This is a genomic window from Collinsella tanakaei (assembly GCF_016900375.1).
Taxonomy (GTDB): domain Bacteria; phylum Actinomycetota; class Coriobacteriia; order Coriobacteriales; family Coriobacteriaceae; genus Collinsella.
The window spans coordinates 107,556-129,115 of record NZ_JACJKB010000002.1; the positions used below are offsets into that span (position 1 = coordinate 107,556).

At 61.1% G+C, this 21,560-nt stretch carries 17 protein-coding genes and 2 tRNA genes; 8 read left to right on the plus strand and 11 right to left on the minus strand.

Annotated elements, in window-relative coordinates; translation table 11 throughout:
- The first annotated feature begins 40 nt into the window (after positions 1-40).
- Positions 41-1,276, plus strand: coding sequence for a cysteine desulfurase family protein (locus tag H6A16_RS01805; protein WP_204615614.1), 1,236 nt, complete (start codon positions 41-43; stop codon positions 1,274-1,276).
- Between the two features lie 133 nt (positions 1,277-1,409).
- On the opposite strand, the gene H6A16_RS01810 is transcribed toward H6A16_RS01805, so the two are convergent.
- Complete coding sequence (locus H6A16_RS01810) at positions 1,410-3,104, minus strand: phospho-sugar mutase (RefSeq protein WP_204615615.1); 1,695 nt, start codon at positions 3,102-3,104, stop codon at positions 1,410-1,412.
- Positions 3,105-4,750: 1,646 nt separating this feature from the next.
- Here H6A16_RS01810 and H6A16_RS01815 point away from each other — a divergent pair.
- Positions 4,751-5,239, plus strand: coding sequence for a hypothetical protein (locus tag H6A16_RS01815; RefSeq protein WP_204615616.1), 489 nt, complete (start codon positions 4,751-4,753; stop codon positions 5,237-5,239).
- A 287-nt stretch (positions 5,240-5,526) separates the two neighbouring features.
- On the opposite strand, the gene H6A16_RS01820 is transcribed toward H6A16_RS01815, so the two are convergent.
- Together H6A16_RS01820 and H6A16_RS01825 are read right to left on the minus strand one after the other, a co-directional pair.
- Positions 5,527-5,602, minus strand: a tRNA-Ala gene (locus tag H6A16_RS01820).
- 64 nt (positions 5,603-5,666) lie between these two features.
- A tRNA-Ile gene (locus H6A16_RS01825) sits at positions 5,667-5,743 on the minus strand.
- A 180-nt stretch (positions 5,744-5,923) separates the two neighbouring features.
- On the opposite strand from H6A16_RS01825, the gene H6A16_RS01830 reads away from it, so the two are divergent.
- Entirely contained in the window at positions 5,924-6,424 is a 501-nt protein-coding gene (locus H6A16_RS01830) for a bifunctional nuclease family protein (protein WP_204615617.1), read from the plus strand.
- 102 nt (positions 6,425-6,526) lie between these two features.
- On the opposite strand, the gene H6A16_RS01835 is transcribed toward H6A16_RS01830, so the two are convergent.
- The 8 genes from H6A16_RS01835 to H6A16_RS01870 form a co-directional block, all read right to left on the minus strand.
- Complete coding sequence (locus H6A16_RS01835) at positions 6,527-7,156, minus strand: helix-turn-helix domain-containing protein (protein WP_204615618.1); 630 nt, start codon at positions 7,154-7,156, stop codon at positions 6,527-6,529.
- A gap of 597 nt (positions 7,157-7,753) precedes the next feature.
- Complete coding sequence (gene gyrA, locus H6A16_RS01840) at positions 7,754-10,522, minus strand: DNA gyrase subunit A (protein WP_275052337.1); 2,769 nt, start codon at positions 10,520-10,522, stop codon at positions 7,754-7,756.
- Between the two features lie 224 nt (positions 10,523-10,746).
- The gene (gene gyrB / locus H6A16_RS01845) at positions 10,747-12,771 is read right to left on the minus strand and encodes a DNA topoisomerase (ATP-hydrolyzing) subunit B (protein ID WP_342589701.1); all 2,025 of its coding nucleotides are present in this window, start codon (positions 12,769-12,771) and stop codon (positions 10,747-10,749) included.
- Positions 12,772-12,879: 108 nt separating this feature from the next.
- On the minus strand, positions 12,880-13,437 hold the full coding sequence (locus tag H6A16_RS01850; protein WP_342589702.1) for a DciA family protein: 558 nt from the start codon (positions 13,435-13,437) through the stop codon (positions 12,880-12,882).
- A complete protein-coding gene (gene recF, locus H6A16_RS01855) occupies positions 13,427-14,524 on the minus strand; it encodes a DNA replication/repair protein RecF (RefSeq protein ID WP_239458132.1) in 1,098 nt (365 codons plus the stop codon). Before recF ends, H6A16_RS01850 begins: the two co-directional genes overlap by 11 nt.
- Positions 14,525-14,767: 243 nt before the next feature.
- Complete coding sequence (gene dnaN / locus H6A16_RS01860; protein ID WP_204615622.1) at positions 14,768-15,871, minus strand: DNA polymerase III subunit beta; 1,104 nt, start codon at positions 15,869-15,871, stop codon at positions 14,768-14,770.
- A gap of 240 nt (positions 15,872-16,111) precedes the next feature.
- The gene (locus H6A16_RS01865; RefSeq protein ID WP_204615624.1) at positions 16,112-17,779 is read right to left on the minus strand and encodes a DnaA ATPase domain-containing protein; all 1,668 of its coding nucleotides are present in this window, start codon (positions 17,777-17,779) and stop codon (positions 16,112-16,114) included.
- 19 nt (positions 17,780-17,798) lie between these two features.
- Positions 17,799-19,001, minus strand: coding sequence for an ATP-binding protein (locus tag H6A16_RS01870; RefSeq protein WP_204615626.1), 1,203 nt, complete (start codon positions 18,999-19,001; stop codon positions 17,799-17,801).
- Between the two features lie 349 nt (positions 19,002-19,350).
- Here H6A16_RS01870 and rpmH point away from each other — a divergent pair, with 349 nt between their 5' ends.
- From rpmH to H6A16_RS01895, 5 genes are read left to right on the plus strand one after another with little or no spacing between them, the layout of a single operon-like run.
- The gene (rpmH, locus tag H6A16_RS01875; protein ID WP_085829682.1) at positions 19,351-19,494 is read left to right on the plus strand and encodes a 50S ribosomal protein L34; all 144 of its coding nucleotides are present in this window, start codon (positions 19,351-19,353) and stop codon (positions 19,492-19,494) included.
- A 15-nt stretch (positions 19,495-19,509) separates the two neighbouring features.
- Positions 19,510-19,848, plus strand: coding sequence for a ribonuclease P protein component (rnpA, locus tag H6A16_RS01880; protein ID WP_204615627.1), 339 nt, complete (start codon positions 19,510-19,512; stop codon positions 19,846-19,848).
- Positions 19,832-20,074 (plus strand): membrane protein insertion efficiency factor YidD, encoded by a 243-nt coding sequence (gene yidD, locus H6A16_RS01885; protein ID WP_428830073.1) that lies wholly within the window; start codon positions 19,832-19,834, stop codon positions 20,072-20,074. The genes rnpA and yidD overlap by 17 nt, the downstream gene beginning before the upstream one ends.
- A gap of 30 nt (positions 20,075-20,104) precedes the next feature.
- Complete coding sequence (locus H6A16_RS01890; protein ID WP_204615629.1) at positions 20,105-20,875, plus strand: YidC/Oxa1 family membrane protein insertase; 771 nt, start codon at positions 20,105-20,107, stop codon at positions 20,873-20,875.
- 39 nt (positions 20,876-20,914) lie between these two features.
- Entirely contained in the window at positions 20,915-21,469 is a 555-nt protein-coding gene (locus H6A16_RS01895) for a protein jag (RefSeq protein WP_239458133.1), read from the plus strand.
- The last annotated feature ends 91 nt before the right edge of the window (positions 21,470-21,560 follow it).

Genomic DNA, 21,560 nt, shown 5'->3' on the forward strand with positions numbered 1-21,560 from the left:
ATGCGGCGGCGCGACGATCATCCAAAGAGGTGCCCGAACCATGACCGACGAGGCCGAAGCCTATATCTATGCCGACAACGCCGCGACCACTCCCCTGTCGCCCGCAGCGCTTCAGGCGATGATGCCCTATCTGACCACGGAGTTCGGTAATCCCGGCGGCATCCACCGTATAGCTCGGGCGGCTGCAGAGGCGCTTGACGGTGCCCGCGACCGGATGGCGCAGCATCTCGGCGCGACGTCGCACGAAATCTACCTCACGAGCGGCGGTAGCGAATCGGACAACTGGATACTCTGGGGCGCCGTGCGCCGCTACCAAGATCGCTACGGTGCGAACGCTCCGGTCTGCGTCATCACGACCTCCATCGAGCACCATGCCATACTGCACACCTGCCGTGCGCTTGAGCGCGCAGGCGTGACGTCCGTGTTCCTGCCCGTTGACGAGCTCGGCCACGTTCATGTCGACGACCTTTCCCGCGCGCTTGATGATGCCCGCCAGAGGTCACTCGACGCGGGGGTCGACGCTTCTGGCTGCGCGCTCGTATCCGCCATGCTTGCCAACAACGAGGTGGGAACGATTGAGGACATTCCCGCCCTCGCCCGCTGCGCTCACGACCATAACGTGCCCATGCACACCGATGCGGTTCAGGCGGTTGGACATATTCCGGTCGATGTTCGCGCCCTCGGCGTCGACGCCCTGTCTCTATCAGCCCATAAGTTCCATGGACCGCGGGGTATCGGTGCCCTCTACCTGCGTGAAGATTTCTCCATTCCACCTCTTATCGATGGAGGTGCGCAGGAACGCGGCGAACGTGCGGGAACGGAAAACGTCGCAGGTGCCGTAGGTATGGAAGCCGCCCTTGCCGAAGCGCTCGACGGGCTGGATGTACGGCGTGCTCGGGTAGCCCGGCTTCGCGACAGGCTGGTACGCCACGTGCTCGATACCTGCCCCGACGTTCGCTATACCGGAGACCCGAATTCAGATCGCCGCCTGCCGTCGATCGCTTCATTTTTGTGCCATGACGTAGACGGTGAGCTGCTTGTCGTGTTGCTCGACCGCGCGGGTGTCGCCGCTGCAACAGGTTCGGCTTGCTCTACGGGATCGACCGACCCATCGCATGTTGTTCAGGCGCTGGGGTTCGAAGATTCCGCCTGGTCACACGGGTCGCTTCGCCTCTCGCTTGCCGACGATGTGACAGATGCCGACATCGAGCTTTTATGCGATCGCGTGCCGCGCTGCATCAAGCGTGCCCGCCTTCTTTCAGGTATGCGTAACTAAACCCCTTATGCACCATAACCGCGTCGTGACTCAGTCATGAAAGTTTGGGGACAGGTCCCAAACTTTCACGCACGCAAAAAGGGCGCCCGCACCGCGGACGCCCCAGCAAATTCGCTTCGCTTGTTGGCGATGACTAGCTCAGCAGCTCACGACCAGCAGCCTCGATGGCATCGATCTGTGCATCGGCAGCGGCGGCATCGACACCCTTGGCGAAGATGTAGAGCTTGATCTTGGGCTCGGTACCGGACGGACGGACGATGGCCTTGTCGCCACCCTCGAGGTCGAACTCGATGACGTTCGCCTTGGGCAGGCCGTTCACGCCGGTCTCGTAATCCACAACGCCCTCGACCTTGGCGCCGGCGATCTCGGTCGGCGCGGTCTCGCGCAGGCCGGCCATGATGCCAGCCATCTTGGCGGCACCGTCGGCACCCGGGTAGCTCAGCGAGATGGTCTTGTTGTGATAGTAGCCATACTTCTCGTACAGGGCGCGCATGGCCTGGACCAGATTGATGCCCTGCAGCTTGTAGTACTGGGCCATCTGGCAGATAAGCATGGAGGCGTTGACGGCGTCCTTATCGCGCACGTGGTCGCCGGACAGATAGCCGTAGCTCTCCTCGAAACCGAAGATGAAGCGATCGACCTCGCCGGCGTCGGACAGGCCGGTGATGATGTCGCCGATGTACTTGAAGCCGGTCAGGCAACGGCGCAGCTCGAAGCCGTACTCCTCGGCAAGGGCATCGACCATGGCGGAAGACACGATGGTGGTCACGGCAACCTTGTTCTTGAGGTCCTCGCCGCGGGCGGCGCGCATCTTGCAGATGTAGTCGAGCAGCAGGACGCCCATCTCGTTGCCCGTGAGCAGCGTGTAATCGTCACCGTCGGCGCAGGCGACACCCACGCGGTCGGCATCGGGGTCGGTCGCGAGCAGCAGGTCGGGCTTGACCTCCTGGCACAGATCGATGCCCTTCTGCATAGCCTCGCGAATCTCGGGGTTGGGATACGGGCAGGTCGGGAAGTTGCCGTCCGGATCCTTCTGCTCGGGAACGATCGTGATGTCGGTGATGCCGACCTTGTTGAGCACCGTGGTAACCGGGATGAGGCCGGTGCCGTTGAGCGGGGTGTAGACGAGCTTCAGAGGCGCTGCCTCAACCTGCTCGGGAGTCAGGGCACTCACTGACTTATCCACGACGGCATCGTAGTATGCGTCGAGGCACTCGTCGTCGATCCACTTGACCAGACCCTGAGCCACAGCCTCGTCGAAGTCCATCGTCTTGACGTCAGTGAAGGGATTCGTGGCCTCCATAGCGGCGGAAATTGCAGCGGCGGCCTCGCTCGTGATCTGGCAGCCGTCGGGACCATAGGCCTTGTAGCCGTTATAGGGGGCAGGATTGTGGCTCGCGGTCATGCAGATGCCGCCGGAGCACTTGAGGTAGCGCGTCGCCCACGACAGGGTCGGAACCGGGGAGATCTTGGGGTACACGTAAGCGGTCACGCCGTTAGCCGCGAGGATAGCGGCCGTGGTCTTCACGAACAGCTCGCCCTTGTTGCGGCTGTCACGTGCGATGGCGACCGTGGGGTTCTCGAACGTGGCGTTGAGGTAGTTCGCGAAGCCCTGGGTGGCACGACCGACCGTATAGATGTTCATACGGTTGGTACCGGCGCCGATAGTGCCGCGCAGGCCAGCGGTGCCGAACGCGAGGTCCTGGAAGAACGCGTCGGTGATAGCGTTCTCGTCGCCGGATTCCTTCATCTGCGTCAGCTCAGCGAGCAGCTCCTCGTCCTTGACGTTAGCGATCCATGTTTCAAGGAGCTCATGTACGTCAGCCATTGCTTTGAACCTTTCCCTTGCCGTTACGAAACGTTAGTTCACCCCGCTTTCGCGCGGGGCGGGACTGCGAATGCACGCATCACCTCGGATAATACGCCATCTAGGTAAAGTTTATGGCGGCATACCGCCCGACGGACAAAATGGCCGGTAGGCGTTTCCCGTGTCTCCGTTTTGTCTGCACCATCCTCCGCCTCTCCCCCATCGTCGATCGCCCTGGTTTCGCTCGCCGTGATCTGGCTTTGATTTCCAAGCTGTCCAGTCTTGGGCGCTACCGATACTTCTGTTTGCCCTTCACCTGCCTGCGAATTGCCTGATTGCATCCATTTGATTCGGTCATCTGGCGTAATCGTAAGATTCCAATGATTAAGTCGAGCAATCACTTCACAACCGATTCATTGCAATGAATCACACTGAACTATCGATGGTTCGGTTGGTTTTTTGAGTTCCGCACTACTCAATCTCGATTTCCGATAGCCCGGTGGGGGATTCACCTTTGCGTCGGTTGGACTCAGTCCCCCTTCGCTCGACATCACTTGCCGTACCGCACCATTTCGACTGGGCCGCATAATCGATCAAAAATCAGTGCTGCACGAGAGCGCAACGCACCATGACAGTTGGGATGATTGATTGCTTGAAATCTACCTTGTCTGTCTCTGTGACTGAATCCAATTGATTTCATAGTGGTCGTCGCGAGAAGAACGTGATTGCAAGGGCCCATCATGGCCTACTGAACATCTGCGTCACAATCGAACCAGACGTTTGGTTTTCTGATTACCCAGATTCAACTTCGGAGATCTGTGCCTGTAGATCCAGTGTCCCGTTACTAAGCAGTGACGTTTGACCCGCACCCTACATGACTCCTTCCCGTCAGTCGGCTCAGCTCATTAACCTTTACTCGGCCGTGCCACATGGTCTCGTTTTCCCAAAAGGTCCGACTCGTTCGAATCCCTTCTGCGACGAATTCGGTAGAGACACTGTGACACAGCGCGCCCAGCAGTCATCGATCCCATCAGAACCGACCGAACCACATATCGGTCCATTTCAAGTTCTGGGTCAATAGGACTCAATCATTGATCCCGACGCTGAACCCACTCCTCTACAGGAAGCCTCACCGCCCACCCTCATCCATCGTTCACCCCCTGAATCGATTCCTGGAGCACCGCTATTTCGATGGCCCTCCCTTGCGTCCAAAGCGAATCGCGATTCTGAATCAATCAATGGAACCCAACTCAGCGATTGCACCTGACTCAATATGGAAGATGGGCAGACCGAATCAGATCAGAAGTATCGGCAGCACGACAATATCCAATCAGGTCGTGCATCGAATTCATGAACGAATCCCATCAAGCTAACACCACCGATTCATGGTGAAGAGGGGCATGCAAACCAGGTGCGTTTTCATCGATTCGCACCACATATAGATCGCTTCGAACTCCACCTCACGTTGACCGCATCGAGAATTCATATACGACTCATTCATCAATCGCACCAGCTAGCAGTTAGCTTAAACGATGCGAGGATTCAATCCATTCGACCCATTCTTTCTATTGCACTGAGCCATGACGTAGTTATCAGGATATAATCGCAGGAAGAATAGGATTGCGTGATGCAGTCATGACCGTGTCGAGAAGTAGGGTAGGGGAACCGTGCCAACCATCAAAGAGATCGCTGATGCCACTGGACGTGGTAAGTCGACCGTAAGCCGTGCCGTAAAGGAACTGGGGCTTAGGGAGTCTGGACATGCCAAGGCTGATGGAGCGCGCGGCGCGCTGATTATCGATGCTGAGGGTGCATCGATGCTGGCGGATTACCTTACGAAGAATGTCGAAGCAAAACCGCAGGTAGACGATGACGAGCAGGGCTCCCAGCCCCATATCGATATCGAGGCGCTGGTCAGCGTCTACAAGGAGCGCATCTACGACCTGAAGCAACAGATCGAGGGTCTGAACACCCAGCTTGCCGCAAAGGACGAGCAGATCAAAGAGCTCTCCATGGCCTTGGACAATGCGCAGAACGCAGCGAAGGACGCGCAGGAGGAAACCAGGCGTTCTCACGATAGGGTGGTCCTGATGGCGAGCGCTGGAGTTTGGGAGCGCCTCACTGGATTCAAGGGACTTCTTGAGTCAGGCGAGTAAAAAGTGAGGCTCTTAAACGCCGTTTACGACGTTTTGACGACCGATCCTTAGTAAGTAGACTAATAGGCGCTCATATGGCTAAATTCAGCCATATGAGCGCCTTATTTGCGATTTGGCTATATTTCTACGTATTTGCCGCTTTTTAAATCCGCTTGGGCAAGGCACGGTAGGGGAGTAGACCGGAAAGGGCGCCCGCGTTCGCACGCTCCGCACCCCGAGCGGGGTTCGATCCCGCGCACGGTCCCCGTATATGGAAAGACCCCGCCGCAGCGAGGTCATCGAAATCATGGTGGAGGTTAGGGGGATCGAACCCCTGACCTCAGGCTTGCAAAGCCCGCGCTCTCCCAGCTGAGCTAAACCCCCGGTAGCAATAAACACCCCACCGGCGACTCGGCTCTCGGTGGGGTGTTTATTTCAAAAGAAAAAGTGGTGGACCTGACAAGATTCGAACTTGTGACCTCCCGGTTATCAGCCGGACGCTCTAACCAACTGAGCTACAGGTCCATCGCGCGAGGAATATATTAGCGCGGTCACCGAAGTGGAGTCAACAACTTTTTTCAGAAATTTGAAGGCATTGAAAAACCAGCTGTATTTACGCATCAGGGCATCATTTTGGGTACTATATCAATCCAGTTCTTACCAAGAACCAACGACTATCCAGTAGACGCCATTGGAGGTGCCATAATGATTCGCGTTGACATCGAGACCATTATTATGGCCGCCGGTCCCGTTCCGTCCGTTATCGTGCTGCGCGAGCGCGGCGCCGAGGACGCCTCGGACGCTCCGCTTCGCGCCCTTTCCATCCAGACGGGTTCCTACGAGGCGGCTGCCGTCAGCCGTGGTATCGAGGGCTCGGAGGGCGCTCGCCCCATTACCCACGACTTGATGCTGGAAAGCATCAAGCAGCTCGGCGGCAAGCTCGAGCGCGTGGAGATCGACCGTGTTGACGCCCCTGTGTTTTACGCATCGGTTGTTCTCGAAAACGGCGGTGGGGAAGAGCGTCACATCGACGCACGCCCCAGCGACGCCCTCGCGCTCGCCGTGCGCACGAACGCCCCCATCTTCGTCGAGGACGACGTCATGAACCGCGCCGGCAGCATCTCATATCGCACCGAGGACGACAAAGAAAAGGAGCTCGAGCGCTTCGACGAGTTCGCACGTTCCGTGTCGCCCGACGACTTCTAACGAGCCACCATTGAACCACTTGAAGCAGTGGCCCGCTTCGGGTTTTCAGTCACCGAAGCGGGCCACTGCTTTGTGTACACGCTACAGGGAGTCGCGAAGCGCTCATCCCCACAGCATATCGATTGCCCCAGAAACCAATACTCCGAACGCCGCGCCTATAATCAGCGCGACCACCGTCCAGCCAATCGTGCGGAGCGTCTTTACGCGTCGTGGGAGGGCCCGCTCCATACGACCTTTCTCGGTATCGCGATCAACAGGCTTGCCATTCCAATAGGCGAGAACCTCACGATAGGTGATCAGATCATGCTCCTTTTTGATGCGCTCGGCCCATAGCGCCGCAAACATCGCAATACCCCACAAAACGAGAGCGAGCACGATTGTCGGCACGGCCTGCTCGATCGGCCAATCCCACACAGCGACTTGAAAACTGAACCAACCGCAGGCAATCACCGTCAACACGATGAACACCGTCATCACATAACTCAACCGCTTCATGGTGCGAACATCTGAATCAACCGTCTTCGTCATGGCTTCCACGTCTCCTTTGATGAGGCTGTCAACGGTCACATCGAAGATCTCAGAAAGAAGCAGCAGGCTCTGGACGTCGGGGTAGGTCTTGCCGTTTTCCCACGAGCTGATTGTCTGGCGCGACACATACACGCGTGCTGCCAGATCGTCCTGGGACATATGGGCTTCAGCTCGAAGATCCTTAAGACGCTGTCCGACCTCCATGAGCCACTTCCTTACCGCAAGCCTTCGATGGAACCCTTACAGCCCCACCATTCCATGACGCGGCGCATCGTACCATCAAATGAGGCCGACATGAGCCAGCAAGCGAGCGCAAGCATGCGTCAAATGTTCTTGACGCTATGCTTTACCTGCAATGATGCAGATATCTTCCGGGGTATGGATCAATACCGCCAACAGGGAAGCGCCAACATATTGAAACGCGGTAGCGACATGCTATGCGGCACTCGAAACGAATCCTCACACTCTCACTGGATGAAATCGCCACTTATGTACCCGATGGAAATCAAGTGCCCGTCCCTTGGATACCGAAGCGGTCAGAACGCTTCATCAACCGTCGTATATGCTTACGAAATCAACCACGACCGCTTGCAACCGTTCATATCAGGGATACGCCCGCACGCAGACCTCCTTCTCGCGACCCTAGACCGGGTGCATAACTCGCAATTTCATCCAAGGAGCTCTTCCACCGGCCCAGCAAGACCGATTCTTACCGCACCGTCGACGCAGTCCGACTCAATCGCGGCGCAAAAAAGGGGCCAGGATTGCATCCTGGCCCCTTATCGCCATATCGCGTAAGCGCTACTCGTCCATCAGGTCCTCGAGCGCCTCGTCACCGCTTCCGATATCGACGTGATCCTCCTCGTTGGGAACATCCATCGCGCCAGCTGCAGCAAGATCGAGCGACTCCTGGCCCTCGGCCACCGCGGGGGCCTTCGGCTTCTTCTTGGCGCTCGTCATGCGCGCCACGGCGGTCACGCAGTCGCCGTCGGCAACCGACATCATCTTGACGCCCTGCGTGGCGCGGCCGGTCTTGGAGATCTCGTCGGTCTTCACGCGGATAACCGTCGCGCCCTCCGTGATGATGAACAGCTCGTGCTGCGGGCCGACCGTCTTCATAGCCGCCAGATTACCCTTCTTCTCGGTCATCTGGATGGTGTAGACGCCCTGACCGCCACGGTTCTGCTCGGGATAGTCGGCAACCGGAGTGCGCTTGCCGTAGCCGCGCTCGGTGATCACGAACAGGTCGCCGCGGCCGTTGGAGATCTCCATGCCGAGCACCTTGGTGTCGCCCTTCATGGTGATGCCGCGCACGCCGCTCGTGTCGCGGCCGGTCGCGCGCACCTGTTCCTCGTTGAACATGATGGCCTTGCCGGCGGTCGTCGCCAGAATGACCTTATCGCCCTCGCGCACGCGGCGAACGTCGAGCAGATTGTCGCCGCTCTTGAGGTTGATGGCGATAATGCCGTCGCGGCGGCTGCGGTCATACGCGCTCATTACGGTCTTCTTGACCATGCCGCTCGCGGTGGCGAACATCAGGTACTCGTTGTCGGGGAACTCGCGGCACGAGATGACGCTCGCGATCTTCTCGCCATCCTCGAAGGGCAGCAGGTTCACGATCGCGGTGCCGCGGGCCTGGCGCGTGCCGACGGGCAGCTCATGCACCTTCAGGCGGTAGACCTTGCCGCGGTTGGAGAAGAACAGCACGTACTCGTGGGTACTCGCGATGAACATCTCCTCGATGACGTCGTCTTCCTTGAGGTTCGCGCCGGTCACGCCCTTGCCGCCGCGCTTCTGCGCGCGGTAGGCGGCCACCGGGATGCGCTTCACGTAGCCGGTGTGGGTGATCGTGACGACCATGTCCTCGTCGGCGATGAGATCCTCGACATCCAGATCCTTCTCGGCGGCGCAGATCTCGGTGCGGCGCTTGTCGCCGTACTTGCGCGAGATCTCGCGCATCTCCTCCTTGATGACGCCCAGGATCTTCTCCTCGTGCGCCAGCAGGTCCTCGTAGTAGGCGATGGCGCGGCGCAGGCCGTCCAGCTCCTCCTGAATCTTGTCGCGCTCGAGGCCGGTCAGGCGGCGCAGCTTCATCTCGAGGATGGCCGTGGTCTGCTCCGGCGTGAAGCCGAAGCGCTCGATCAGGCGCTGGCTCGCCTCGGAATCGGTGCGCGATCTGCGGATGATGGAGATGACCTCGTCGATGTGGTCGAGCGCCATGAGGTAGCCCTCGAGGATGTGCGCGCGGGCCTGGGCCTTCTTGAGGTCGAAGCGCGTACGGCGGGTCACGACGTCGGCCTGGTGGTCGATGTAGGCGCGCAGCATATCGCGCAGAGACAGGCACTTGGGCACGCCGCCGACAAGCGCAAGGTTGTTCACGCCGAAGGTGTTCTGCAGCGAGGTGTACTTGTACAGGTTGTTGAGCACGACCTGCGGGATGACGCCCTTCTTGAGCTCGATGACCAGGCGGATACCCTTCTGGGTCGACTCGTCGCGCATGTCGGAGATGCCCTCGATGCGCTTCTCGTTCACGAGCTGGGCGATCTTCTCCTGCAGGTTGCCCTTGTTCACCTGATAGGGGATCTCGGTGAACACGAGGCGGTTGCGGCCGGTCTTCGTGGACTCGACGTGCGCCTTGGCGCGCACGGTGATGGAGCCGCGGCCGGTCTCGTATGCCTGGCGGATGCCGTCGGAACCCATGATGCGAGCGCCGGTGGGGAAGTCCGGACCGGGCATGACGGTCATGAGCTCATCGGTGGTGGCATCCGGGTTGTCGATCAGCATGCACGTGGCCTCGATGGCCTCCGTGAGGTTATGCGGCGGGATGTTCGTCGCCATGCCGACCGCGATGCCCGAGGAGCCGTTCACCAGCAGGTTGGGGAAGCGCGCGGGCAACACCTGGGGCTCGGCGAGCGACTCGTCGTAGTTGGGCTGCCAGTCGACGGTGTCCTTCTGCAGGTCGCGCAGGAGCTCCATAGCGGGCTTGGCAAGGCGGCTCTCGGTGTAACGCATGGCCGCCGCAGAGTCGCCATCGATGTTGCCGAAGTTGCCATGACCGTCGATGAGCGGGGTTCGCATGGAGAACCACTGCGCCAGGCGGACCATGGTGTCGTACACCGCGGAGTCACCGTGGGGGTGGTACTTACCGATAACCTCGCCGACCGTCCAGGCCGACTTCTTGTGCGGGCGGTTGGGATAGATGCCCGACTCGTTCATGGCGTAGAGGATGCGGCGGTGCACAGGCTTCAAACCGTCGCGGACATCCGGCAGGGCGCGGGCGGTGATGACCGACATCGAGTACTCGATGAACGACTGCTTCATCTCGCGGCCGAACTCGGAGACCTGCAGCTGTCCGCCGTTGATATCCTCGCCGGCAGCCTCACCGCGGTCGACGGTGCCGAAGCTCTCCTCGAGCTCGCCGTCATCCTCCTCTTCGTCGTCCTCGACCGCGTCGGGATCGTAGCCCACGGTCTCACCATCCTCGTTTTGCGTCTCGGCGCGCGCGAGGAGGCGCTTCAGGTCCTCGGGCAGGCCCTCGGTACCCTCATCTCCCGTCGGCGTGTTGTTCATATCGTCTGCCACGTACTACCTCCTGTGGTTCGGTCGTGGTTCAGTGCATTCAAGACAAGATGCGACAAGTTTGTACCTGGCCCCATCTTGTCAGCTACGAAAAACCTAGCAGGTCCTTCGGGTTTCCCAAGTGCCCGAGATTGCCCTGAAAGCCGAGGGCGCACGCCTAGCGTGCGGCGCCCGAAGGCTTGAAGGGCAAGGTCGGGTGCTTGGGGAAGCCGAAGCTATGCGTCGAGGAACCTTGCGTCGTGCGCGTGCTTCTCGATGTACTCGCGGCGGAACTCCACCTGGTTGCCCATGAGCTCGCGCACGGCGCGGTCGGCGACGGCAGCGTCCTCGATGGTCACGCGCTGCAGGATGCGCGTCTTGGGATCCATCGTGGTCGACGCAAGCTGCTTGGGGTCCATCTCGCCCAGACCCTTGTAGCGCTGGACGGTGTAGCCGCGGCGCTTCTTGGTCATCTTGCCACCAGCGGCCTCATCCTCACCCTCGTCGGGATTCAGGCCCAGGCTCTTGATGGTGTCGCGCAGGATCTCCTCCTCGGGCTGGCGGCCGTTGGGATAAACGTAGTGGATCTTGTTGCGCACCTTGATGCCGAAGATGGGCGGGCAGGCGACGTACACGTAGCCGGCATCGATCAGCGGACGCATGTACTTGTAGAAGAACGTCAGCAGCAGGATGCGGATGTGGGCGCCGTCGACGTCTGCATCGGTCATGATGATGATCTTGTGGTAGCGGGCCTTCGTGATGTCGAAGTCGCCGCCCTCGCCGTTGCCGGTCGTCACGCCGCAGCCGATCGCCGTGATGAGCGACTGGATGGTGTCGCTCGAGAAGGCGCGGTGGTCGCCCACGCGCTCGACGTTCAGGATCTTGCCACGCAGGGGCAGGATGGCCTGGATATCGCGGCGACGGCCGTCCTTAGCCGAACCGCCTGCGGAGTCGCCCTCGACGATGAACAGCTCGGTCATCTCGGCGTCGCGCACCGAGCAGTCGGCGAGCTTGCCGGGAAGCGAGGCGGTCTCGAGCAGGCTCTTGCGGCGCGTTGCCTCACGCGCCTTGCGCGCGGCGTTGCGGGCCTTAGAGGCCTGCTGGGCCTTCTTGATGATCTCGCGCGCCTGCTTGGGATGCTCCTCGAGGTAGTCGGCAAGGCCCTCGGACACCACCTTGCGCACCAGCGTGCGCATGAAGGAGCTGCCCAGCTTCGCCTTGGTCTGACCCTCGAACTGCGGGTCGGCGAGCTTGACGGAGATGACCGCAGCAAGACCCTCGCGCACGTCGTCGCCCGTGAGGTTGGCGTCCTTCTCCTTGAGGATGTTCTGCTTGCGAGCGTAATCGTTGATCACGCTGGTCAGCGCGGTGCGGAAGCCCTCGAGGTGCATGCCGCCCTCGGGCGTGTAGATGTCGTTGGCGAAGCTCATGACCGTCTCGGAATACGAGGTGTTCCACTGCATCGCGATCTCGACCTCACCGGTGCGGTCGGCCGGCAGGCCCGGCTCGGAGGCTCCGGACAGGTAGATGGGCTTCTTCAGGCCATCGGGGATGTCCTTGCCCTCGTTCAGGAACTTGACGAAGTCGATGATGCCGCCGGCGTAGCAGTACTCATCGACGCGCGGGGCGAGCTCGCGCTCGTCCTTGAGCACGATCTTCAGGTTCTTGTTGAGAAACGCCGTCTCCTGCAGGCGGTTGCGCAGGATATCGTAGTCGTAGACGGTGGTCTCGAAGATCTCGTCGTCGGGCCAGAAGGTCGTGGTGGTGCCCGTCGTCTTGGACGTGCCGACCTCGATCATCTTCTGGGTGGTCTTGCCGCGGCTGAACTGCATCTCGTAGATCTTGCCGTCGCGGCGGACCTGGACGACCATCTTCTTGGAAAGCGCGTTCACGACCGAGACGCCGACGCCGTGCAGGCCGCCGGACACCTTGTAGGCGGAGTTGTCGAACTTGCCGCCGGCGTGCAGGATGGTCATGACGACCTCGAGCGTCGGGATCTTCTTGACCGGGTGCTTGTCCACGGGGATGCCGCGGCCGTTATCCACGACGGTGATCGAGTTGTCGGGGTGCACCGTCACCTCGATCTTGGTGCAGAAGCCGGCCATGGCCTCGTCGACGGAGTTGTCGACGATCTCCCACACGAGGTGATGCAGACCGCTCGAGCTCGTCGAACCGATATACATGCCCGGGCGCTTGCGGACAGCCTCAAGACCCTCGAGGATCTTGATTTCGCTACCGCCGTATTCGTTCTTTTTCGCCACGCACATCTCCTTTGAGTTCAGAAGTGCTATTAACCTTCAATATTCTAATTGATTACCAAGGGTACGTAGCTATGGTTCGGATGGCCCTACAAGACCACCAGACGGCGTTCACGCCTTGTTGAGACCGTCGGTTGGTATTTTGTGCTCAAAACTGGCTTTCATGGCGTTTTTGAGGGCCTGCCGCAGCCGGGGGTCATCGATTGGGGAGACATCCTCGTCGAGCGCGCGCTCCGCCGCAGGAGACAGCGGCGTGGCGGAAGGCTTCTGCTCGGTACGGGGCTTCTTCGACGATTCTGGCTGGACGAAACGGCGCTCGAAGCCCTCGCGCGAGCGCTTGATCTTGATGTCGGCGATATCCACGCCGCGGCGGAACATCCGGGCACGGATGATCTCGCGCATCATGGAAAGTTCGCTCACCCAGGTGGCGCCGTCTGCGTACACGATCAATTCGTTCGATTCAGGGACGTAGTGCAAGCCGGTCACGTGCGCTGCCTCGCGCGTGCCGGAGCATACCTCGTTCCAAGCGCGGTAGACATCGCGGCTCGCCTCGGCGGCGCGCATCTGCTCACGGCGGACCTTGGAGGCGCCGTCCATGATGCGGCGGCGCTCGGCGGGCAGGAAGTCGGCCAGCGAATGGGTCTCGCCGGAGCGGTCGCTACGCTTCACCGATATGCACCACCTTCGCGCCATCGAGCACTGACGACGAGAAGTAACCCAGGTTCGTCGTGGTGATGACCGTCTGGATCTCGCCGGCGATGAACCGGACGATCGACTCGCGCCGTGTCTCGTCAAGCTCGCTCATGACGTCGTCGAGCAGCAGGATGGGGTAGCGGCCCAGAATGTCGTTGGTGACCTCGACCCCGGCGATCTTCCACGCGAGCACGAGGCTGCGCTGCTGCCCCTGGCTCGCGAACGAGCGGGCCTCACGGCCGTCGATCATGAAGACGACCTCGTCGCGGTGGGGGCCGACCAGCGTGAGCCCGCGGCGAGCCTCCTCGTCGGCTGTCTCGCGAAGCGCGTCAGCGAACCGCACCATGACCGCATCACGGTCTTTCGCCTCGTCGCGGGCGATATCGCCGATCGATGCGCGGTAGCGCACGTCGATGCTTTCACGTGGAGCGATGGCGCGGTACACCTCGATGAGCCGCTCGCGGATGCGCTCCAGCAGCGCGACGCGGTGCACCAGGACCGACGAGCCGGCCGAGATGAGGGCATCGTCCCACGCAGCGAGGAGATCACGCGAGGCGAAGCGGTCCTTGAGCAGGTTGTTGCGCTGCTCGAGCGTGCGCTCATAGCTCGAGACAAGCTGTGCGTAGCTCTCGTTCAGCTGCACGCCGAAATCATCGAGCGCGGCACGGCGGACCGATGCGGATCGTTTCACCATGTCGAGATGGTCGGGGCAGAACAGCACGCTCGGCAGGATGCCGCGCACGCCGGCGGTGGTCACGCGCTTGCCGTTCTTGGTGAAGTTGCGGCGGCCGCGCTCGGCGGTGATCCCCAGGTCGACCAAGCGACCGTCGCCCTCGAGCCGCAGGCTCGCCTGTGCGCGGGAGGCGCCGTCGCGCACGAGGTCGGCAGGGGAGGGACGGCGAAACGACTGCCCCGCGGTGAGCAGCTGGATCGCCTCGACGAGGTTGGTCTTTCCCGCCGCGTTGGGACCGACGAGGACGGTGACGTCCTCGGCAAGTGCCAGCTCGAACGAGTCATAGCTGCGAAAATCATGCACATCGAGCGTGCGTGCATAGATGCCCAACAGCATCACCTCCCCAACGCTCTCACAGGTGTCCACTTTCGGGACGGAGATGCTTCCGGACGCCCGGCGCGGGCTGGCCTCTGTGGGGCCGTAGCCGGGAGGCGCCAAGCCGGGAATCCCGGATGGCGGCCTCGCCGCGGTAGCGGCTTGGCGCCTCCCGGCTACGGCCCCACAGAGGCCAGCCCGCGCCGGGCGTCCGGAAGCATCTCCGTCCCGAAAGTGGACACCGCCACCGATAGACTGCTAGATACGGACCGGCATGACCAGGTACAGATAGTTGATCTTGTCGTAGCTCTTGAAGATACCCGCCTGGCTGTAGCTCTGCAGCTCGAGCGTGAGCTCCTTCTCGCGCGAAAGCACGTTCAGGCAGCCGAAGATGTAGTGGTAGTTGAAGGCGATGACGCCCGAGGCGCCCTCGACCTCGACATCGATGGTCTCCTGCGCCTGGTCTTGATCGTTGGAGATGGCGGAGAGGCCCATCGTGCCGGTCTCGGCCGAGATCTCGAACTTCACGGCGGAGTTGGCCTGGGCGACCACCGCGACGCGCTTGAGCGCGGCCGAGAACGACTCGACGTCGATCTTGACGGTCGTGGCGCAGGTCGCGGGCAGCAGCGCCTTGTAGTTGGGGTAGTTGCCCTCGATACGACGGGACACATAGGTCGTGTTGCCCGCAGCGAAGACGACCTGCGTGTCGGTGGAGCCGATCATGATGGTGCCCTGGCCGCCCATGATGTTCAGGGCGTCGTTGAACGCCTCAGCGGGCACGTTCAGCTCGAAACTACCCTCGAGCGAGGAGGTCTCGACCTGCGTGTCACACACCGCAAGACGATACGAGTCGGTGGCGACCAGACGCACCGTGTTGTTCTCGACCGTCATGTACACGCCGTTCAGCACCGGGCGGTTCTTGTCCGTCGAGGTCACGCGCCATACGCGGCCGACCATCTCGGACAGGATATCGCACGGCAGCTCGACCGAGCGCTCGAGAGCGATGGTCGGGAACTCGGGAAAGTCGGTCGGATCGAGCGTGTTCAGCTTGAACGAGCTCTTCTCGCAGGTGATGCTCACCTGGCGTTCGGCGATCTCGAACGACACGGGCGCATCCGGCAGCGTCTTGGTGATGTTGGAGAGCATCTTGCAGGGGATGACCGTCTCGCCCTCCTCTTCCACACGCGCGGCGATGCGATGGCGGATAGAGATGGTGTAGTTGGAGGTGTGGAACTCAAGCACGCCGTCGGCGGCTTTGATGAGCACGCCCGAGAGGATGGGGAGCGTGCTTGCGCTCGCAACACCCTTCATGACGATGCTGAGCGCCTCGGCGAGTGCCGGCTGGCTGACGGTGAATCTCATGTGCCATCGGTCCTTCCTTTTATATCTCTATCTATATATCTATATCTAACAATAGTAATAAGTAGGTGGACGGTGTGGACTACTGGTAAAACGCCTGCTCAGGATAGGCGAAGTTCTCATTTCACCCCTGTGGATAACCAGAGTTGTTTTCCACAGGCCCAGCCGAGCGCTCTCGTTGTCCCCGGTCCCCATGCATCTTCCCACAGGTTTTCCCTCAGTATTCCCATGGTTTTCAACATGTTATGACTTGATGAGGATAACGTTTTTGAGTTGCTGAAGCTCCTCGTTGAAACGGGCGTCCTCCTTCATCTTGCTCTCCACGACCTCGAGGCTGTGGATGACGGTCGTATGGTCGCGTCCGAAGGCGGCTCCGACCGCCTTGAGGGACATCTCGCACATCGTGTTCGTGAGGTAGACGGCCACATGGCGGGGGAACGCGATGTTCTTCGAGCGCTTGCGGCCGATCATGTCCTCGTGGCTTACATGATAGAACTCCTCGACGACACTCTGGACGGTGTCGACGCGCACGACCTTATGGGCGGTGTCGAAGTACTCGTCGGCGATGGCGTCGATGTCGCTTGCCGTGAGCTCGCCACCCGCCTGCTCCTTCTCGTAGGACAGGCCGGCGCAGCGCTCGCAGAAGCTCTCGAGCTCGCGAATGTTGTTGCCCGAGATCTCGGCCATATGGCGCAGGTGGTCATCGGTCAGATGACCCTCCTCCATGCCGATGCCGTCGAGCAGCGATGCCCCCGCACCATCGACGGGGCGCGCCGCGACGGCGCGGATGGTGTGCTCGTAGTAGTTCTTGAGGATGGCGTACTTCATCTCAAAGCCCGGTTCAGACACGAGGCACAGCATGCCGGAGTTGAACCGGCTCGTCAGGCGTTCATCCATACCGAGTTTCTTGGGGGCGCGGTCGCTGGCGATGACGATCTTCTTGTTCTCGCGGATGAACTCGTCGACGAGCTGGAAGAAGAACTCGATGGACGCCTGGCGGCCGATGATGTTCTGGATATCGTCGATGATCAGCACGTCGGCGGCGCGGTACTCGCGCATGATCGGTTCGCCCGGCCCGCGCTGCGCACCGAGGTCGCGCATGTAATCGTCGATATACGCCTGGCTGTTGGCGTACTTCACGCGGATGTAGGGCTTCTCGGCGGCAAGGTAGTTCTTGATGGCGAACAGCAGGTGCGTCTTGCCGAGGCCGGAGTTGCCGTAGATGAAGAGGCTCGTGCACTGGCCGGGCTCCTCGGCGAAGGCGGCGAAGCGCACGGCCGACTGGTAGGCATGCTTGTTCTCGTCGCCGAAGACGAAGTTCTCGAACGTGTACTTGGCGTTGATGCCGACGGCCGGGTAGCTCTCCTCATGGGGCTGCGGTTCCGGCTCGTGCACCGACACGGGCTCAGGCTCGGCCGCCCCGCTCGACTTGAGGTTGGCGATCAGGCGCTTGAACTGGTCGTTCGATATGGTGTTGTTGACGTTCACGCGGTGCCCGTCGCCTGCGTCGGCGGCGAGCATCGGGCCCGTGTGACGTGGCATGTTTGCACCCGAGGCGGTCGCCTTGGCCGGTTCGGCGGCTGGTTCTGCGGTCCCGCGGGCAACGGGTGCCGCTGCGCCAGCGTTCGCCACCGGCTCGGTGCGCGACGCCGGGGCGCCCGCGACCTGCGGCACGGTGATGTTCAAGGCGATCGGGGCGAACGCGATCTCCTCCAGATAGCGTTCGATGATCGGCCGCTGCTTCACCAGATACGAGTAGGCGAACCTGCTCGGCGCCTCGATGGTGAGGGCGTCTTCGGTGAGGTCGGTCGCCCGCGCGCTGGCGAGCATGTTGATCAGCCGCGCATCCATGCCGTCCCGTTGGCAGAACGCGATGGCGTCGTCGAGGAGCAGTCGTGCCTCGCTCTCCATGGTTCACCGGCCTTTCTGTTTATATCTGACGGCTTTGGATCCACGCCTGCCCGGCGTCGGTCAAAAAGCGCTTCTGTCCACGTTTGATAACGAGCCCGACCTGAGCGAGCGCCTCGAGCTCACGCGACCAGGTGGGCGCCGACGATCCGAAGGCACCGGCGAGGTCGGTGGGGCCGCCGCTTCCGCGCTCTGCCAGGAAGGCGAGTGCCTGCGCCCCGCGCTCGGACACGTAGGGCTCGGCTGCTGCATTCGGAGCGCCCGGCGCGCCTGCGTAGGGCTGCTGCCATGCCTGCTGTTGAGCGGCGGGATTTTGCCCCCAGGGATTCTGCTGGTACGGCGTCCATCCGCCCTGGCCGGGCCACGGCTGGGGCGGCTGCGGATAGGGCCATCCCTGCTGATAGGCCGGGTACATCGCCGACTGCATGCCGGGCGCCATCTGGTTCGCCGGCGCTTGCATTCCTGCCTGGGGATATCCCATGGCCTGGGGTGCGGCAGCTTGACCTGCGGGGATGCCGCCGGGCCCCATCGGCTGTCCAGGCATCGCGCCCGCAGGCGGCATCGGGGAAGGCATTCCCGCGGCACCGCGCACGGCGCCGCCGCGCGCGCCCGCCCGCTCGATCTCGGCCACGCGCGCAGGGTCGATCGATACGGTGACCACGGTGCCCTGATGCAGGTTGTCCTCGATGGACACGGCCCCGCCCGCGTTCTCCAGGTACTGCTGGACCATCGGGAAGCCCGCACCCGTGCCGCGGATGTAGCGCTTCTGGTTGCGGTCGGCGCTCGTCACGCCGAACTCGAACGCCCGCTCCTTGTCCTCGATACCCGGGCCCTGGTCGGCGAAGCGGATCGTATTGCCGTCGTCGAGGATGGAGATGATCGGCTCCACGAAGTTCGCGTGGATGAAGTTTTCCACGATCTCGCGGATGACCATGAGCGAGATGCCTCCGCCCTGCTCTTTCATGCAGCGGTAGACGGTGTTCGTGATCTCCTCGAGGTAGGTTCTGACGTCTTTCGGCGCGATGACGATTACCCGCGGCGTCGAAAGCAGGTCGTCGTAGATGGCGATGCGCGTGGCATAGCTGACCTGCGAAGCTACGTCGCCCCCGTTACCCGCGACCTCCTGCGCATCCGCTGCCCGCGCGCCATCGCCGCGCCCGGTTAAGTGCGCGTTATCTGGAGCGGGGTCTCCGGAGTCCACGAAAGGGTAGAAGTCATCTGACATGGGGCATATCGCAATCCTCGAACCTGCGGTGGCACAAGGATATCAGCTCGCCACGCCCGCCCGCGCAGCTTTCAACAACTTTTCCCAACTTGTTGAAAACTGTCGCAAACGAATGAAAAGTTATTCACAGTTTCCCCGCTGCCTGTGGAAAAGTCTCTGAAAGAATCTGAAAACTTGTCGAGTCGGTTGCACGATGTATGAAGGGTTCGCGCGGAGATGAAAACTAAACGTGCTTTTAGCTCGCATTCATTGACATCGCCGCACCATATTCCCTACAATCTCTAAGCTCACGAGTCTATACCGTGCATATCGCACTGAAAGCACTAAACGCAGCAGGAGGATGTCAACCATGAAGCGTACGTACCAGCCTAACAAGCGTAAGCGCGCCAAGACCCACGGCTTCCGCGCCCGTATGGCCACCAAGGGCGGCCGTGCCGTGCTCGCCCGTCGTCGCGCCAAGGGCCGCAAGCGTCTTACCGTTAGCGATAACTAAGACAATGCGTCTCGCATGAGGACGATTAAGTCTCGATTGGATTTCGAGCGCGTCTTCCATCAGGGTAAAAGCTTCAAGCATCCCCTGATGCGTATGATTGCATGCGAATCCGTGAACGAAGGCGATCCGGGGCGGGTCGCCTTCGTTGCTGCAAAACGTCTTGGCTGTGCCGTCGTGCGCAACCGTTCCAAGCGCGTTTTGCGCGAGGCCGCCCGGTCCTGCGGGTTTCCCAGGCCGGGCTACGATGTCATCCTGTTCGCGACGCATCGGTCGCGAACGTCTACGCCATGCGAGCTGCAAGCCGCCCTCACCACGCTGTGCTCACGGGCAGGCTTAGATGGACAACAGAGGTAACGTGCTTGCGCACCTGCCGCGACGCCTCGCCGTCGCTGCGGTGCGCTTTTACCAAAGAGCCATCTCGCCGCTTTTGCCCAACGCCTGCATCTACACGCCCTCGTGTTCCCAGTACACCCTCGAGGCCATCCAGAAATACGGTGCGCTCAAGGGCTGCTGGCTAGGGTTTCGCCGCATTCTGCGCTGTAACCCCTTCCACGAGGGCGGTTACGATCCCGTGCCGTAACACGGCGCCTTACGTTCGGAGGTTTTACACATGTGGGACTGGATAGTCAACATCCTCTTCCAGGTACTGAAGCTCATTCAGGGTTTCGCAGTTGACTGGGGCCTTTCGATCATCATCTTGGTGGTCATCATCCGTCTGCTGCTGACCCCGCTGATGGTCAAGTCGTCCAAGTCGACGGCTCGTATGCAGGTGCTGCAGCCCAAGATGATGGAGATCCAGGAGCGCTATGCCGACGATCCCCAGCGTCAGGCCGAGGAGATGCAGAAGTTCTACTCCGAGAACAAGTTCAACCCGTTCGGCGGGTGCCTGCCGCTTCTCATCCAGATGCCCGTCCTGTTCGCCCTGTTCACGCTGCTGAACAACCTTCCGCAGTACTTCTCGGGCGAGAACTTCTCGTTCTACAACATCCTGCCCGACCTGCAGGCTACGCCTGCCGGCACGATGGGCGAGGGCCTGGCTGTCGCGGCTCCCTACCTGATCGCCCTGATCCTGTTCGCCGTCCTCACGCTGATCCCGCAGCTGTATATGTCTCGCAACCAGACCGGCCAGCAGGCCCAGACCATGCGCATGACCGCCCTGATCATGACCGTCATGATGCTCTGGATCGGCTGGGGCCTGCCCGCGGGCGTTCTTCTGTACTACGACGTCTCGTCGCTGTGGCAGGTCGCCCAGCAGCTCTTCGTGACCCAGAAGGTCATCGAGAAGGCGAAGGCCGAGGAGGAGGAGCGCATGGCGAATGCTCCTATCGAGGTCAACGTCGTGCGTCGCGAGCGCAAGCAGCGTCCGCACAAGAAGAACTAGCCTGAACAGTAATTAGGTACCTAACTAATGGAGTATGACATGACTGACGAGCTTCAAGAGGTAACCGAGGAAGTTGGCGGTCCGTACGCTCAGATCGCCGAGCGCTACAAGGCGGGGGAGGAGCTCTCCGACGAGGAGCTCGATGCCATCGCCGATCTCGCCGTCTCCGTTCTTCGCGACCTTCTGTTCTACTTTGACGCCCAGGATTCTCCCATCGATGAGTATGATGGGGACGAGGGGGAGCTTATCCTCGACGTCACCGCGCCCGATCTGGCGGTGCTCATCGGTCGTCACGGCAAGACCCTGGAGTCGCTTCAGACCCTCTTCTCGCTGCTGGTTAGCCGCAAGCTCGGGTTCCGCTATCCCGTTGCCGTGGACGTCGAGGGCTATAAGAGCCGCCGTCACGACAAGGTGATCTCGATGGCCCACAACGCTGCCTCCCGCGCTGTGCGTCAGCATTCCTCCGTTTCGCTACCGCCCATGAGCGCGTACGAGCGCCGTCTGGTGCATATCGCGCTGCGCGATAACGCCCGCGTGGATACGCACTCCGAGGGCTCCGATCCCGAGCGCCGCGTTGTCATCACGCTTCGCTAGTTTTCTTAGGAACTGGATCGAAGGGGTATGTCACCGACATGCCCCTTCTTTTTTGTCAAAACTTCTTGTTACACTGATTTCTGTCGGAACA